At 45.4% G+C, this 16,229-nt stretch carries 17 protein-coding genes and 3 pseudogenes; 16 read left to right on the forward strand and 4 right to left on the reverse strand.

What is annotated here, in order from left to right; all coding sequences use genetic code 11:
• Positions 1 to 85: 85 nt before the first annotated feature.
• The 3 genes from RE628_RS12785 to RE628_RS12795 all read right to left on the reverse strand — a co-directional run bounded on the left by RE628_RS12785 (position 86) and on the right by RE628_RS12795 (position 2,001).
• Positions 86 to 553 (reverse strand): MarR family transcriptional regulator, encoded by a 468-nt coding sequence (locus RE628_RS12785; RefSeq protein ID WP_309159025.1) that lies wholly within the window; start codon positions 551 to 553, stop codon positions 86 to 88.
• A gap of 182 nt (positions 554 to 735) precedes the next feature.
• Complete coding sequence (locus tag RE628_RS12790; RefSeq protein WP_309159026.1) at positions 736 to 1,128, reverse strand: hypothetical protein; 393 nt, start codon at positions 1,126 to 1,128, stop codon at positions 736 to 738.
• A 255-nt stretch (positions 1,129 to 1,383) separates the two neighbouring features.
• On the reverse strand, positions 1,384 to 2,001 hold the full coding sequence (locus RE628_RS12795; protein WP_309159027.1) for a TetR/AcrR family transcriptional regulator: 618 nt from the start codon (positions 1,999 to 2,001) through the stop codon (positions 1,384 to 1,386).
• A 355-nt stretch (positions 2,002 to 2,356) separates the two neighbouring features.
• Here RE628_RS12795 and RE628_RS12800 point away from each other — a divergent pair, with 355 nt between their 5' ends.
• On the forward strand, positions 2,357 to 2,674 hold the full coding sequence (locus tag RE628_RS12800; protein ID WP_309159028.1) for an HXXEE domain-containing protein: 318 nt from the start codon (positions 2,357 to 2,359) through the stop codon (positions 2,672 to 2,674).
• Positions 2,675 to 3,004: 330 nt separating this feature from the next.
• Here the strand turns inward: RE628_RS12800 and RE628_RS12805 are convergent.
• Positions 3,005 to 4,147, reverse strand: a pseudogene (locus tag RE628_RS12805) (glycosyl hydrolase family 8).
• A gap of 299 nt (positions 4,148 to 4,446) precedes the next feature.
• On the opposite strand from RE628_RS12805, the gene RE628_RS12810 reads away from it, so the two are divergent.
• From RE628_RS12810 to RE628_RS12875, 15 genes and pseudogenes are all read left to right on the forward strand, one after another.
• A complete protein-coding gene (locus RE628_RS12810) occupies positions 4,447 to 4,659 on the forward strand; it encodes a hypothetical protein (protein ID WP_309159029.1) in 213 nt (70 codons plus the stop codon).
• Between the two features lie 59 nt (positions 4,660 to 4,718).
• Positions 4,719 to 5,132, forward strand: coding sequence for an ABC transporter substrate-binding protein (locus RE628_RS29625; RefSeq protein WP_375143075.1), 414 nt, complete (start codon positions 4,719 to 4,721; stop codon positions 5,130 to 5,132).
• Between the two features lie 68 nt (positions 5,133 to 5,200).
• Positions 5,201 to 5,476, forward strand: a complete 276-nt coding sequence (locus RE628_RS29630) for an ABC transporter substrate-binding protein (protein WP_375143076.1) — start codon at positions 5,201 to 5,203, stop codon at positions 5,474 to 5,476.
• Positions 5,477 to 5,610: 134 nt separating this feature from the next.
• Positions 5,611 to 6,528, forward strand: a complete 918-nt coding sequence (locus RE628_RS12820; RefSeq protein ID WP_309159030.1) for an AraC family transcriptional regulator — start codon at positions 5,611 to 5,613, stop codon at positions 6,526 to 6,528.
• Entirely contained in the window at positions 6,506 to 6,829 is a 324-nt protein-coding gene (locus RE628_RS12825) for a TroA family protein (RefSeq protein ID WP_309159031.1), read from the forward strand. The genes RE628_RS12820 and RE628_RS12825 overlap by 23 nt, the downstream gene beginning before the upstream one ends.
• Positions 6,796 to 7,212, forward strand: coding sequence for a TroA family protein (locus RE628_RS12830; protein WP_309159032.1), 417 nt, complete (start codon positions 6,796 to 6,798; stop codon positions 7,210 to 7,212). Before RE628_RS12825 ends, RE628_RS12830 begins: the two co-directional genes overlap by 34 nt.
• Positions 7,213 to 7,377: 165 nt before the next feature.
• On the forward strand, positions 7,378 to 8,316 hold the full coding sequence (locus RE628_RS12835) for an iron-hydroxamate ABC transporter substrate-binding protein (protein ID WP_309159033.1): 939 nt from the start codon (positions 7,378 to 7,380) through the stop codon (positions 8,314 to 8,316).
• A 1-nt stretch (position 8,317) separates the two neighbouring features.
• Positions 8,318 to 8,785, forward strand: coding sequence for a hypothetical protein (locus RE628_RS12840; RefSeq protein WP_309159034.1), 468 nt, complete (start codon positions 8,318 to 8,320; stop codon positions 8,783 to 8,785).
• On the forward strand, positions 8,740 to 9,696 hold the full coding sequence (locus RE628_RS12845; protein WP_309159035.1) for an AraC family transcriptional regulator: 957 nt from the start codon (positions 8,740 to 8,742) through the stop codon (positions 9,694 to 9,696). Before RE628_RS12840 ends, RE628_RS12845 begins: the two co-directional genes overlap by 46 nt.
• Positions 9,693 to 9,908: a hypothetical protein gene (locus RE628_RS12850; RefSeq protein ID WP_309159036.1), complete on the forward strand. Its 216-nt coding sequence runs from the start codon at positions 9,693 to 9,695 to the stop codon at positions 9,906 to 9,908. Before RE628_RS12845 ends, RE628_RS12850 begins: the two co-directional genes overlap by 4 nt.
• Before the next feature lie 388 nt (positions 9,909 to 10,296).
• A complete protein-coding gene (locus tag RE628_RS12855; RefSeq protein WP_309159037.1) occupies positions 10,297 to 11,091 on the forward strand; it encodes an ABC transporter substrate-binding protein in 795 nt (264 codons plus the stop codon).
• 114 nt (positions 11,092 to 11,205) lie between these two features.
• Positions 11,206 to 12,247 (forward strand): annotated as a pseudogene (locus RE628_RS12860) (FecCD family ABC transporter permease).
• Between the two features lie 20 nt (positions 12,248 to 12,267).
• A pseudogene (locus RE628_RS12865) lies at positions 12,268 to 13,304 on the forward strand (FecCD family ABC transporter permease).
• A gap of 61 nt (positions 13,305 to 13,365) precedes the next feature.
• A complete protein-coding gene (locus RE628_RS12870) occupies positions 13,366 to 15,081 on the forward strand; it encodes an ABC transporter ATP-binding protein (protein ID WP_309159038.1) in 1,716 nt (571 codons plus the stop codon).
• An 82-nt stretch (positions 15,082 to 15,163) separates the two neighbouring features.
• Positions 15,164 to 16,135 (forward strand): ABC transporter substrate-binding protein, encoded by a 972-nt coding sequence (locus tag RE628_RS12875; RefSeq protein WP_309159039.1) that lies wholly within the window; start codon positions 15,164 to 15,166, stop codon positions 16,133 to 16,135.
• Positions 16,136 to 16,229 lie beyond the last annotated feature (94 nt).

Raw genomic sequence — 16,229 nt, forward strand, 5'->3', positions numbered from 1 at the left:
AAAATATTAACAATAAAAAGGCAGCCTGCTCTCAATAGAGCTCGGCTGCCTGTCGTTTCATTTTTAGTATTCAAATTTATCTGACTTAATTTATGTCTATACCTTGTTTCTGGATTTCTGCATCCAGATGCCTACTATACTTTTCCATGAAGCTAAGCATACTGTCAAATTGCTCATCGGTTACCTGATCAAATACGACTTTATCCCGCTCCTGAAACTCTTTATGCAATTCATCATGGATTTTATAAACGACTTTTCCTTGCTCAGTAAGCCTGAAATAAACTTCTTTCTTGTTATCCGGCTTCTGATAGCTTTCGATGAGGTCTTTACTAATAAGCTTCTTAGTTATTTTACTAATGGCACCTCTGGTCATATATAATGACTCCGCTAGTTTTGTCACGTTGGAATCAACAATTCTACCAATGGAGTCGATACAATGTACTTCAGAAGGCTTATAATCCTTAAGACAGACTTCCATCTTAACCTTATTAAGCCAAGCCATCTTGTTAAATAACTCCCTGAAATCCATCATGACCTGTTCTTGTTTGTTCATGGCCTGCCCTCCGCCCGTTACTGCATTAACAATATTATATTACTTTTTGTTTCTATATCAACATTACCAATATTAATAACCGATCCAACAAACTATAAGCTGGGCTGGAGGCACAACATTAAGAGCCTGATTTTTATCAGGCTCTTAATTTATAACTTATTTACTCAAAAGGGAGGACCCAGCTAACCAAAGGATGTTAATACACTTTGCTCAATAATCTCCTGGAGTTCTTCTTTATGTGCTTCATACTGCTTAGCAGTAATGCTTCCGCTTTTTAGGCGGTCATCCAGCTGCTGCTGCAATTGCTTGGTCTGTAGTTCAATCACTTGGTCAATGTCGCCATCTTGATCAGCCGCAATGTCATGCAGAGATTTGCCCTCATATAACGACTCATACAGCTCCTTGTCGGATGATTGATTAAGAGCATCCAGTAAAGGATCCTTCTCTTGACTTTTATTGGCGGTCGACAGCTTGGCGACTGGGCTTGCGCTTGTGATGGAGCCGCTTAATGCGGTGTTTCCGAGGGAAATCACGACTGCCATCGTTCCGACGATCATCACTCGCTTTATGTTCATAGTAGAAAATCCTCGTTTCATAGTTTTAAGTAAAGATCATATGTTGGGTTAAGTGATAACTTTATCTTAATCCTATTGTAGACAACCAACCTGAAAAGAACCTTAAACTTTCTTTAAGACTAATTTAAATTTTTGGCAGGATAGACGGAGAAAAAATAAAGAGTTAGCTTCTAATCTGTAACATTAAATGCGAAAGAAGTCGGGCTTGTTTTGTGCGTGCTAAGGGAAGATCAACTTTTAAACCGTATTACTTAGCTATCTTTTAATGCCAGCAGCATGGTAGGCTCCATTCACTGTTATTGTAGAAAGAATGTGAGCCATTTCTTCAGGAGATTCCTTCTTCCCGTTTTCAATCCATTCTTGAATAATTCCTATGTGAGCCGATGCTACATAAGAGATAATATAATTTTTGGGGATTAATGTTTTTTTATTATCCAACAAATCGTTAAAGTTTTTATGAAATAATACTTCCCACATAAACCTTTTTAACTTTAGTTGAAATGACAAGTCCCCTTGTGGGCTTAAAACAGCTTTTATGAAATCACTGTTCTCATCTAAGTAGCGAAATATAATAACTGATAAGCGAAAAGGAATTTTGGACGTTTCGTCCTTACTAAATTCAGTGATGATGTTAGGGTAATGTTTGTTTATTACACTGGATAACTCTTTCATAACTTCTTCTTGACTTTTATTCATTAAATCATACTTATCTGTGTAATGAATGTAAAAAGTCCCTCGGTTAATACCTGCCTTATTAGTAATATCTTTTACAGACACACTCTCAAATCCTTGTTCCAATACTAATTCAATTAGAGCCAATTTAATTGCATTTTTTGTTCGAATAACCCTTAAATCAGTATAGTTCTCACTCATTTCAAGTCCTCCTGAAATTTTAATCAACAAAAACTAATATCTGTTCTTTAATCAACATAAATACATTTTTGATTATTGTGTAATACTATAAAAAATAGGATATTAATAATGAACAACATGTTGTTTTATTATATGGAATAACAATCCTTTAATCAAAGGAAGGTTTTTATCTTGAGGTTAATGTTGTAAAAACTAGAAACAGAGGATACAAAAGAGAAGGTATCATAACATATGAAATTTTTATTGAGGAATTGGTACAACTTTAGTGGGATATTGGCTTTAAGTTTATTAGCTTTATTTCCCTTTATTTATGGGGAGTTTAGTTATTTGCAAGGTCTCTTATTTCTAAACTTTATTGGGAGCAACACAAGTTCTTCTGCACGGTGTAGCTAGCAATATTCTATCTAGACAATGGTATAATCCTGGATTAGCTTCGGCATTATTTGGTCACTTGCCATTAGCTATTTTGTACATTTCTTACATCCATACAAATGGATTAGTTTCTTGGCTAGATTATGTCATTGCAATTATCTATATGGTAATCATGTATGTTTTTATCTTCCGTAAATTACTTATCGGATCATTAGCGAATGAAAATAGTTCCTACCCTTTTACGGAAAAAGAACTAGCCAAATATAAAAGATGGGATAAGTTTAATATTAAAAGAAAGTAACGATGTGAGCTGTTAAGAAAAGAGCGAAAGGTGTGGCTCTTTTTAATTTTCTCTCTCCTTAGGAACTTGTAGATAGATTCATACAGGGAGAACAGTTTATTGCAGAAAACCATAGCAAATGGACTGCCAGCTTCTTTGAAAAAAATATAACAAAATAATGTAGTTGTAGCATATAAAAAGAAATGGATAGAGATTCAGATGATTTCTGAAATCTCTATCCATTTTAATTTAACTAATATAATGTCTCAATCACTTAGTCTATTGGCATTATTGGACTTCCAACAACTTTCAATAAAACACTGTGGAAGCTGCCTCTTACTGCATTACTCATTAATAAATTCGGAAATTGCCGCTTAGAGCGAGCAAAGCAAAGAAATACAGACAATTGTCGTAATAGCGCCGTTCACCACTGCGCAGTGGTGTATTCCAGAACAAGTGCGCGAATTTTTCGGCGTCTGGGCCGTCCGCAGGCAGAGATGCCATCGCATTAGTCGCCAGCAGTCCGATGGGATGCAGCGCAGCTTCTTCAAAAGGCTGTCCGTCAATCGTATAGCGACGGTAGTCCGATACGTCAATGTCCCGGAAGAAATGTTGAATCCGGTTCGACTGCTCGACCTGCCATGGATCTTTTCGGAACCATTCCCAATCAAGGGCGATATTCGCTGCGACCCGGTACGCATCGCTGAAGAAATGACGGAAGTCGCCATGTGGCTGGGGTGCTGCAGGCGTTCCATCGAAATTCGCATATTCCGCTGCTAGACCAGTTACGGGATGACAGGCCTTATGTAAATAGCTACGGCTTGCTGCAGCAGCTTCACTCCAAAATGCACGATCTTGTTCATCGGCTTGTAAAGCGAACAATTCATAGAAATGGGGGAGATGATAAGACGGATCACTGAATGGTGACTCGGGTACGAATTTGATCAGTTTGGTCGCTGGATCCCACATCGGATCGCCTTCTCCATTCTCGCCTTGATGCAGACAAGCGCGGAGAATCGTCTTCGCCTGCTCAGAATAGTTGTAAGGCTCTGGACCGTCACCCCAGCGATTCGAGGCGAAGAATAGCGCCATAGCGAAAAATTCTTCTCCATCCGGTGCGGGTCCTGGAGACAACTTCGTACCATCCGGCTTGCAATGCCAAGCAAAATAATCCTTGTACCGCCCCTCTGTGTGCTGCATGAATTCCTTAGCGAACGTCCACATCCGATCGAATTCATCTTTTTTATTCATTTGAACAGCCATCATCATTCCGTAGGATATGCCCTCGGTTCTTACATCAATATTGCCGGTGTCGAGCAAATACCCTTTATTATCATCCAACTAATAGTAAATCCGCACATCAGAATCCCCGTAGAACAGTTCATTCCATGTGTTTTCAAGCTTTGCATTGATTTCTTCCTCAGAATAGCCGATTTCCTTGAACAAATTTCTATATTGTTTCGTGTGAAAAGCACCTTGCTCCAAAGTTGTCATCGCATCCTCCAGGATATCTTTTTGTCCAAATTATAGCATATTGGAAGGTGTATAAATTAAAGAGCTTCCCCTTATTAATATAGATTTCCGAAAGAGATCCGTAAGAATAAACCATCCTGGTCTATGATTTCAGAAGGCCTGGACGATTGTTTTTATTTTGCATATGTATAAAAATAACGTCGAAAATGTGCATTGCGGATACCGAAATGGGAGTATAAAATAAGCTTGAGCGAAATGAGATTGATAATCATTATCGATAGATTGTTTCGTTGATCATTGATATAGGAGAGGATCATGTTATGGCAAAATCTCGCCGATGGGTAGCGGTCTGCCTGGCTGTTCTGCTTAGCCTGTCCGTTGCCCTTGTCGGATGCGGCAAGCAAGGGGAGTCAAATAAACAGGCTGGACAAGCTGGCAAAGAAGGGACTGCTCAGCAGCAGACCAATAGTACGGGGAGCAGGGCAATAATGATACAAACGGGGAACAGCCATCAAGCGGAACTCGAACCGTAAGCGATGAGTTTGGAGAGGTTGAGATTCCTGTCCATCCTCAGCGTATTGCCGGAGTTTATTTGGAGGATTATCTGGTCGCGCTTGGCATTACACCGGTCGTTCAGTGGTATCATCCATCCTGGGGCAAGCAGGACTATCTCGATCTGAATGTTCCCCAGTTCGATATTACAGGCAGCATTGAGGCATTACTGGACGCATCTCCGGATCTGATTATCGTCGATGGAGTTGTTGATGCTGCCAAGTACGAAATATACTCCAAGATCGCTCCCACCTATCGTTTGCCTGAGAATATACTGCAGAATCCTCCGGAAATTCTCCGGATGATCGCTGATCTGGTGAATCAGAAAGAGAAGGGTGAAGAAGTACTTAAGCAATATGACCAGAAGGTTGTCGATGCAAAAGAAAAATTAAAGAACGCAATCGGGGATGAGACGGTAGCTGTGATCCGCCTTAATGTCGGGACAAAACGCTAGCCCTATTCGGCATCGAAAATCGATACACTGGAAATATCTATAAGGAAATCGGTCTGACACCTCCAACCATGGCGAGCGAGATGAAGGATTTCCATGCGGTCATATCTGAGGAGGTACTCCCAGAATTGAATGCGGATCATATTATTGTGTTCCCGTCGAACGGCTATTGGGATTCGGCCGAAAATAGAGAAGCGGAGAAATTGTTCGATAGTCCGTTATGGAAGTCTATGCCTGCCGTGAAGAATGGACATGTGTACCAGGTCGATCGGACGCATTGGCAATCCGGTGCGATCTACGCGAATATGAAGAAAATTGATGATCTGTTGAATATCTTCACTAAATAATTCGTGATATCAGAATTGAAGAAAATACCGTCAGGAGAGCGAATCCGTATTTGGGTTGAGCTTTCTTGGCGTTTGTTATATCTATTTTTATATCAATTTGATAGGAAAGGGATACGATGAGCCACGCAGGATTAATGAATATACACTACTCCATGTTATTCTCTATGTTTGGCATGGATTATTGTTACTTGCCTTTTGAATCAGCGGATAAGCCAATTATAGTGAACCATCATATCATACTCATTACAGTTCGCGGAGAAGGAAGCCTTTCTATTGATGAGGTCCCTTTGAACATGAAGCATGGTAAGGGTTATTTAATTCCTCCCGGCTCGGTCTACCACATCAGGCCAGGCAAGGAAGGGATCAGTTATTATCTGGTACTGTTTGGGATGCTGAGGTTAAGAGAAGATGGGAGCGCCGCCGCGGAAGAAGTAATTCCAGAGCGGATATTGTGTCCAGGTGAATTGAACTGCCAACCATTCTCTCAATGTATAGATCGCCTTGAAATATTGTATCAAATGAGGAATTGCCGTGATGAGCTTGAGTTCTTTGAGCAGCAGATCAGGTTCCAGGAGTGGCTGCGATTTATTTTCAGGCAAAATGGGTTCGTGCGGACGGAGAGGGATACGCGCCAAGCCGTGGAGGCTTCGATTCAGCATATTAAGCAGAACTATCAGGAGTCGCTCACCGTAGATCATCTAGCCACGCTGGTGAATATCACACGCTGGCAGTATACACGCCTTTTTAAGGAAATGACCGGTAAGGTACCGCTGGAATATATTAATGATTTCCGAATTGACCGGGCCAAGCAGCAGTTGCTAATGTCCGATGATCGTCTATTCGAGATTGCGCAGAACGTCGGGTTCAATAGCGAGTATTATTTCAACCGGCGATTCAAGAAATCGGTGGGTGTGTCGCCTGGACAGTATCGACGCAGTTATAGGGGTGAAAAAGGGTATTTGCGCCATTTCTGGAGGATTTCCTGGTTGCACTTGGCGTCACCCCTCTCATACAGTGCACTCAAGCGGAGTGGGGAAGCAAGAGTATCTTAAACTGGCTAATGTGCCTGTATTTGATGTCGGAATGGGAGATATGGAGGCATTATCGTTACATAAGCCTGACATCATTATCATCGATGGCGGGTTCAGTCGCTGGATTTCTTCAGATGTGCTGGGAAGCCTCGCACCGATGCACAGCCTCTCTCATCCTGGGGAAGATTGGCGTTCCACTTTAGAGACTGTCGCAGATTTACTAGACTGCAAATCAAAGGTTGTCAATATTATCGGGACTATGAACAGAGATCCGATAAGGCGCGTAAATTGCTTAAACCGTTGTTACATCGGCAAAGTGTAGCTTTTCTGCGCATCTCAACGCTTGGGATCAGTCTATATGGTGGTGAAGACCATGGCTATACAGGCCCTGTCCTGTACCGTGATCTCGGTCTGACGCCTCCCTTGCTTGTGAAGAAATTGACTAAGGATGCGAGGAAGGTATTGCTAGAGCCGCTAGAGCTACTAGAGCTTGATGCGGATCACTTGTTTATAACGTTCGATAAGCGTCATTCTACGAGAGAGGGGGAGGAAAGGGAGATTTTGAACTCGCCACTCTGGCAATCACTTCGTGCGGTGAGGGATGGCTGCGTGTACGAGGTGGATTTTTATACATGGATGAACTATGGGATTCTATCTCACCGCAAAAAAATAAATGACGTGCTGGCAGCGCTGACTTCTGGCTAGATTCAATTTTTAAAGAAAAAAAGGATTGTTTGAATATCTATCTCATGATAAATTGATAATGATTATCAATATCAATTACAAAAGGAGAGGATATATCTTGCATAGATCTTCAAGGTTGCATATTTTGCTAGTCTGTCTGCTAGGAATAGCTGTGCTATTGGCGGCATGTGGACAGTCTACAGGGAATTCAGCTTCCTCCGGCTCGGGGAAAAGAACAATACTTCGGGTAATAACCCGACAGCTTCATCATCGAATGCCACCAAACCGACGGAGACGGTTATATTCCATGCCGGGAACGGAGATATTGAAGTCCCGAGAAATCCGCAGCGTATCGTCGATTTGACGAATTTCTATACTGGCTATTTCCTGGCGATTGGAGTGAAGCCTATCGGCGTATCCACCGGAGCAATGGAGAATCCGTATTTTGCAGGAAAGCTGGATGGAGTAGTGGATGTCGGAAATGATCCTTCACCAGAGAAGATTCTTGAGCTTAACCCTGATTTGATTATTACATTCACGGGTAGTGAAGGGATCGACAAACTTGAGCAGATCGCTCCTGTCGTGGCCATCGACTACGGGAAGAAGAATTACAAAGATCAGATGATCGACTTTGGCAAGCTAACAGGCAAAGAGAAAGAAGCCGAGGATTGGGTAGTTGGGTGGAAAGCGAAAATTGATGATCTGAAGCCGAAAGTACAGGCAGCGGTCGGAGATAAGACCGTATCTATCCTTAATCCATATTCCAAAGGACTGTATGTGTTTGGTCATAACTATGGCCGAGGTGGAGAGATTATCTATGACGAATTTGGCCTTAAGGCTCCGCCTGAAGCGCAGAAGGAAGCGATCGACAGCGGAACAGGCTGGGCTTCCATCTCTCTTGAGAAGCTGCCGGAGTTCGCAGGCGATATCATCTTTACCTGTCCTTGGTCCGGAGATACAAGCGATCCGAAGATCATCTATGACAGCGGGATCTGGAAGGGGCTCCCTGCTGTCAAAGCGGGGCATGTTTTCCAGCTGAATCCACACGGCGATACATATAATGACCCGGTATCGCTGGAAGCGCAGTTAGAGTTCATCTCAAGCAGTCTATTGTCAGTGCAATAGGATGAACATTCCAACAAATACGGATTGGTTGCTTCATGTTCGGTTCAGGGTGACCGAAGCGGTGATGATCGAAAGCCGTGGTGACAGTTATCAGCTCCTATTCAAGGCATGTCCGGCCCAGATATTGCTCACCTCCTATAACCGGCATGGCTGCATTGTGATAGACGGGATTCTAAGTCCTTTATCCCCAAATAAGGTGTTTACGATCCAGCCAGGTCAACGTGTCGAGATTGACTATCCTTTAATAGGGGAACAGATCTTATATTTATTTTATTTTGAGATGTCTGTTGCAGAAGGTAGCGATATCGATAAGGAAGCAATCCGGCGGCTACCGCAGATTGCTGCAGTGTCTTCCCGGAGCAGATACTTGGCCTCTGTCAGAAAATCGTCGAGCACTGGAATACCGATGATGTCGCAGACCGCTTGGCTAGTGAAGCAGGGTTCCAGGATCTGCTACATTTGCTGTTGAAGAGACAAGGATGGTATGGGGATGTTCTGGAGCAGGTGAGGTTCTTCTTGGATCGCCATTATACAGAGACCGTTACAGTTGACTATCTGGCAGGTATGGCCGGAATGAGCCGGTATTACTTCATGAGATCCTACAAGGAAAGATACGGGCAGAGTGTCATGGAATATTTGACGGAAATCAGGATGAACAAGGCCAAGCAGCTGATGGAGGAAGGCACTGTGCTGCGTGAAATTACAGAATCGGTAGGGTATAAAGACCCGCAATATTTCAGCAGCCAATTCAGCAAATTTACAGGCATGTCTCCAAGCACCTATGTTGCCAACCGCAAAGAGAGGGTCGCTGCATATAGCTGGCCCAATATCGGTCATCTGCTGTCGCTGCAGATTATTCCTTATGCGGCCCCGATCGACCAGTCCTGGGCGGATGAGTACCGGAGAAAATATAGCTTTGACATCAAGGTTCCGTTAAGTCATGACTATGATTTCAACCGGCAGGCGTTGTGGCGTGCCCGTCCTGACAAGATCATTGCCCTGGAAGAGATGATCCCGGATGAAGAGAAGGCTAGGCTGCAACTGATTGCGCCAACCTTATTCCTGCCTTGGCATAGTGCGAACTGGAGAGTTCATCTACAGATGACCGCAAAGTTCTTGAATCGCGAAGCAGAAGCGGAGAAATGGTTGGTACATTATGATGAGCAGGCTGCAGCCGTACGCATGAAGGTTCCACCAGATTTCCGTGAGGGGGCCTGGCTTATCCTTACTTTCTGCCCGAGAGGAATAAAAATATGGGCAGAAGAGCTGGTACAGTTCTGTACGACGATCTCCAGCTTCCCTGCGCTAAAGGCGTTGAACAGATCGAATTTACAATATTTGCAGAGGTCGGGCAGCTGGAGCGATTTGATGCAGATGTGATACTGGTTCATGTGCTTAAGGATGCACAATCACAAAGCCTCTGGCAGAAGACCCAGGTGTCCGAGAGCTGGGGAATACTGAATCCAGTACGCCATGGCCAGGTGCTGCTAACATCAAATGCCGCATGGATGGCTGAACCGATTCTCGAATATACAGCAAATCGCCAGGAGCATTTATTACAGGAACTGGACCAGTTATTTAGTGCGCTGTAAGTAGAAATATATAGCATTATCTCGTATTCCTATGCGTGTCGAACATGATATATAATGTCCCTATCGATAATGATAATCAATATCAATTATGGAGGGGACAAGATGTTATCAATAGAAAGACAAGCGGTTGCGAGACGGAATGCGACCACTAAATACAGAAAATTTCGGGGATTGCACTACTGCTGATGGTGATTCTAGTCATTACGATGTTATCCGCCTGTGGCGGTAAAGAGAATCCGGAAGAAAATCCGGCGTCGCGAAGGCGGAAGCAAATACACCAGCTGCAGTCCAGTCTGAGTCGTCCAAGGAGAAAGAAGAAGGAAATACCATTAAGATCAAACATGGGTTCGGAGAAACAGAGGTCCCTGTACATCCGCAGCGAGTCGCGGTGTTCGGGCTGGAGGATATTATGCTATCTCTGGAGGCGCCGATGGTGTATGCCTATGACTTCAAAGGCTACTATCTGGATGATCAATTGCAGAAACTGAACATTTCCCTGTCCGGTAGCGCTGACTTCAAGCCGAACCCGGAAGCTATTCTTGAAGCCGATCCTGATCTGATCATCGTCCAGCAGTATTCCACGGATGAGAAGGGATACGCTGAGCTGAGCAAGATTGCACCTACGATCGCTTTCGCCCCGGATGATTGGAAGTCCTCGATCGTTGAGATCGGTAAGGCATTAGGGCTGGAGGATAAAGCACGAGCGGTGATTCAGGCCCATGAAGAGAAGCTTAAACAGGCACAAGATACAATTATTCAGGCGGTGGGTTCAGATAAGACAGTAGCCTTTGTCCGTCCTTCGGACAAGGATTTGCAAGTATTCTTCCCAAGCTTCAATCTAGTCTATACCGATTTTGGATTGAAGCCCGACTCAAGTATTGCAGATCTTCAGAAGAAGTCTGAGGACGGTTGGGGAATTAATCTATCACTAGAAGATTTGCCTTTGATTACTGCTGATTACGTATTCGCGATCTACGGTGGTTCGATAGACACAGAAGACGCGCATCAAGAAGCGGTAGGAACTGCGAAGCAAATTGAGAAGCTGCAGATTTGGAAGTCGCTCCCTGCTGTAAAGAAGAACCAGGTGTTTAAAGTGTCATCCAGACACTGGATGTCTTCAGGGCCGATTGCGGAGAGCATGGAAGCAGACGATGTCGTGAATGCGGTGACCGGCAAATTCTAGCGATTGCCGCAGCAATGCAAACATAAATGGCCGCTTCGATAGAGCGGTCATTTATGTTTGAACTGCAATTCTGATAGGTAAAGGTGGCATAAAATGAGTCTTAGCAAGGTAGATATGAACCTCACACAACAGAATGAAGAGGTTAAGAAAGTGACGTTACGTTCACATCAGTGGGCGGAGCAATCATTCTGATTGGAGGCGTAGTAGCTCTGATCCTCAGCATCGGACTGTCCGTATCCTTTGGGGCGGCGGATATTAAGCTTACAACCGTCTGGGAGGCGATATTTCACTACAATTCCGATTTGACACAGCATCAGATTATTCAGGAACTCCGGCTGCCGCGCGTTCTCGGCGGAGCGATGGTCGGCACTTGCTTCGCTGTAGCCGGAGCCATTATGCAGGGAATGACGCGCAATCCGCTGGCCGATTCAGGTCTGCTTGGTTTGAATGCCGGGGCAGGCTTTGCCTTGGCGTTATGCTTTGCTTTTTTTCCTGGTCTGCCATTCATCTACCTAATTCTGTACTCTTTCCTGGGAGCCGGTATTGGGGCAGGGATTGTCTACGGCATCGGCTCTATGACCAGAGGCGGGCTAACGCCACTGCGTCTGGTTCTGGCCGGAGCGGCCGTATCTGCATTGTTGTCCGCGCTTAGCGAAGGTATAGCTCTCTATTTCCGTATCGGACAGGATCTTGCTTTTTGGTATGCCGGTGGTGTTGCAGGTACGAGTTGGCTACAGCTAAAAATCATGTTCCCTTGGGTGCTTGCAGCTGTAATTGGAGCGATAATTCTGTCTCGCTCGGTCACGATGCTTAGTCTAGGAGATGATGTAGCGAAGGGGTTAGGTCTTCGCAGTGGTATGGTGAAGCTATTCGGCGTCATTATTGTGCTGATTCTGGCCGGAGCAGCTGTCTCGGTAGTAGGCGCTGTCGGTTTTGTAGGACTGATTATTCCTCATTTAACGCGGAAGCTAGTCGGAGTGGATTACCGTTTGATTATTCCGTGCTCCGGAGTTCTCGGCGCTCTGCTCGTCGTATTTGCGGACCTGGCGGCAAGAATGGTCAATCCACCATATGAGACTCCACTCGGTGCTCTGATTGCACTAATTGGGGTACCCTTCTTCTCTATATTTCACGCAAGGAAGGGAGGGAGCTGTAATGGCGCAGCCGACATTTGAAATGGACAACAAAAAGTCGAATATTTCACCTGAAGACATACGTCAGCAAAGAAGAAATGTCACTGTCCTGCTTATTCTTGGGCTGCTCATTATCATTGCCTTTGTGCTAAGCATGAATACTGGCTTTATCCGCCTCTCGCCGCTGGATACGATACGAACCTTGTTTGGGGAGGAACCGAGAAGGAACGGCTAATTCTATTTGATTTCCGTTTGCCTCGCATCGTAATATCGGTGCTGATTGGCGCCGGGTTGGCCGTGTCTGGCTGTATTATGCAAGGCATATCCCGCAATGCGCTTGCCGATCCGGGAATCCTGGGCATTAATGCCGGAGCCGGATTAGTTGTATTAATCTTTGTTGCCTACTATCCGAATATGGGCACCGCTTCGATATTTTTGCTGCCTGTGCTGGCATGGATTGGCGCCGGAGTGACGGCAGCCATTATTTTCTCCTTATCCTATAAGCGCCATAAAGGTTTGCTGCCAACGCGTCTACTGTTGACCGGTGTAGCCGTTGCCGCTGGAATCAGCGCAGCGACGATTGTTATTACACTACGAATTAACCAGGAGAAGTATCAGTTCGTGGCTACTTGGATGGCCGGGAGTATCTGGGGAACGAACTGGAAGTTTGTTCTGGCGCTGCTTCCATTCATTGTGATTCTACTTCCGTTCGTATTTTCTAAAGCGCGGACGATGAACGTGCTCAATCTGGGGGAGATGACAGCGACTGGTCTGGGAGCAAAGGTGTCCAGGGAGCAGGTTGTTCTACTTGCAGCTGCAGTAGGGCTGGCGGGCTCCTGTGTAGCAGTCAGCGGCGGCATCGGTTTTGTTGGCTTAATCGGACCACATCTGGCCAGAAGGCTCGTAGGACCGAAGCATCAAGCCTTATTGCCGGCGTCTGCATTGACGGGATCGTTCATGGTCATTGTAGCTGATATGTTGGGGCGTTTGATTCTGCAGCCGTCCGAGATACCGGCAGGTATTATCGTCGCCATTGTCGGAGCGCCATATTTTCTATATTTGCTAGCTCATTCACGATAATAGAGCCGAATTTTGCGATGGAGAATTTGCCTTAAGTACGTAGGAAGGGAGCGTATACTCTGTGCTGAGGAAATTTTTTTCCTATTATAAACCATATAAAGCTTTGTTCCTAGTTGACTTCTGCTGTGCCGTTGTTGCAGGGTTACTCGAATTGTTCTTCCCGATTGTCGTGAACCAGTTCGTTGATAATCTGCTGCCGAGCGGAAATTGGATGCTGATCTTCTGGGCATGTCTCGGATTGTTCGCCGTATATGCGTTGAATAGTCTGTTGCAATATATTGTCACCTATTGGGGGCACCGACTGGGCATCAATATCGAGTCGGATATGCGCGGTAAGTTGTTCAACCATGTGCAGAAGCTATCCTTCCGCTTCTTCGACAATAACAAGACTGGACATTTCATGGCCCGGATGACCAGCAATCTGATGGAGATCGGTGAGATGGCTCATCACGGACCGGAGGACTTATTCATCGCGGCAATGACGCTGATCGGCGCATTTGCACTGATGTTGACGATCAACTGGAAGCTGGCGCTGCTTGCCGTCGTCATCATTCCGGGACTGGTCTATCTGGCCCTCTATTTCAACCGGAAGATGATTCATGCGTTCCAGCGCATGTTCCGAGACATTGGCGAGTTTAACGCCCGGGTGGAGGACAGCATTGGCGGGATTCGCGTCGTACAGGCATTTACTAATGAGAAGTTTGAAGCCGAGCGTTTTGCTGAAAATAATGAGCAGTACCGACAGACGAAGTTTTTCTCTTATAAGATTCAGGCCCAGAACCTCTCCATTAGCTACTTCCTGATGAGGATCGTCATTTTATTCGTCCTCGTTTGTGGTACCTGGTTTGTCATTAAAGGGGAAATGACGAGTGGTGAATTCGTCGGATTCCTGCTGTTATCCAATGTCTTCCTCGGACCGATCAACAAGATTAATGCCGTTATCGAGAGCTATCCGAAGGGGATGGCTGGCTTCAAGAGCTACATAGAACTGCTTGAGACCGAGCCGGATATTGCCGATAGCCCGGATGCGATTGAGGTTGACCAATTGCGCGGCGACATTGAGTATCATCAAGTTACGTTTGGCTATGAGAATGAAGCCAAGGTGCTGGAAAATGTCGATCTAAGGATCAGAGCGGGGGAGACGATTGCATTTGTCGGTCCGTCCGGTGCCGGTAAGACGACGTTATGCAGCCTGCTGCCACGCTTCTATGAAGTGGAATCAGGTATGATTACAGTTGACGGCATCGACATTACTCGGATGAAGTTAGCTTCTCTACGAAAGCAGATCGGGATTGTTCAGCAGGACGTCTTCCTATTCTCAGGCACAATCCGCGAAAATATAGCCTATGGCGATCTAACCGCGGCGGATGCGGATATTTGGGAAGCTGTCAAGCGAGCCCGGCTGGATGAATTCATCGCCTCATTGCCTGATGGCTTGGAGACCGTGATCGGGGAGCGTGGCGTGAAGCTGTCCGGCGGACAGAAGCAGCGGCTCGCGATTGCCCGTATGTTCCTGAAAAATCCACCGATCCTTATCCTGGATGAAGCGACATCAGCTCTGGATACGGAGACCGAGAAAGCGATCCAGCAGTCCCTCAGTGAGCTGTCGGATGGCCGAACAACACTGGTGATCGCACACCGCCTGGCTACAATCAAGAATGCGGACCGGATTATTGTAGTTACGGAGCAGGGTATCGTCGAGCAGGGCAGACATAAGGACCTGGTCACAGCCGGTGGAGTGTACAGCAAGCTGCATGAGGCTCAATTTGGGTCATAAGGGATTATGAAAAGGTAGTTATAATAAAAATATAAACTAGAAAAAGGGGAAACTTCATGGTTTATCGAACTAGGCATTATTTATGGCAGTCCTGTATCGTTATTTTACTCGTTGTCGTACTATCCGCTTGTGGCAAATCGGCTGCTCCGGGGAATGCGCAGGAACAGGAGGTTGGTACAGAAAAGAGTCCGCGGCTGCAAAGGCAGAGACAAGAGTATATACAGACGCGCTTGGCCGGGAAGTTACCATTCCATTACATCCTGAACGGGTACTGACAACTCAATATTTGCCGGAGATGCTGGCAATCGGGATGAAGCCGGCAGGTGCGGCTACGCATTTGCTAACAGGCTTTGCGTCCATTAAGGACCAGATCGGTGGTATCGAAGATATCGGTGCCGCAAATGCGTTGGATCTTGAGAAGGCATTGGCACTTGAGCCTGATCTGATTATTGCTAATGAATACAATAAGGATCAACTGGATCAGCTTAATAAGATCGCCCCTACTGTTGTGGTTCAATGGGAAGGTCAGGATGCCTTCGAGCATTTCAAAGCGGTTGCTGATGTACTGGGCCAATCAGATAAAGCGGACAAGTGGATTCAGAACTTCGATAAAAAAGCAGAAGATGTGCGAGCTAAGCTTGCGGCTTATGTAGACGATAAAGAAACTTTTGGTGTCGTTGTGATCGGTGGATATGAGAAGGGGCAATTGAGAGTCTATGGAAGTGGTAACGTCGGATACACCTTATTCGACGCCCTGAAATTTCCGATGACAGATGCTGTCAAGCAGGAATGGGAGAAAGGAAATCACGAGGCCGGGATTAGCATTTCTCTGGAGAAGCTGCCGGAATATGCTTCTGCAGATCGTCTGTTCGTCGTTAAGTTTGACAATGATCCTGATTTTGTGACTGAAGTGGACAACAGTTCGCTGTGGAAGAACCTTCCGGCCGTCAAGAACGGTAATGTGTATGTGGTGGACGATGGCCTCTGGTTTTCTTACGATGTGATGTCTCTGAAGGCCCAACTGGACGACGCCGTGCGTTTGCTCAGCAAATAATCTGGAGTAATACGATAGCTTTGGATGCATGCCTAAGTAAGCAGGAAAAGTTTATATGTAGATATCTTGAGAGAGCAAATGATTTGATCATTTG

It is taken from the genome of Paenibacillus sp. D2_2 (genome assembly GCF_031199965.1).
Classification (GTDB): domain Bacteria; phylum Bacillota; class Bacilli; order Paenibacillales; family Paenibacillaceae; genus Fontibacillus.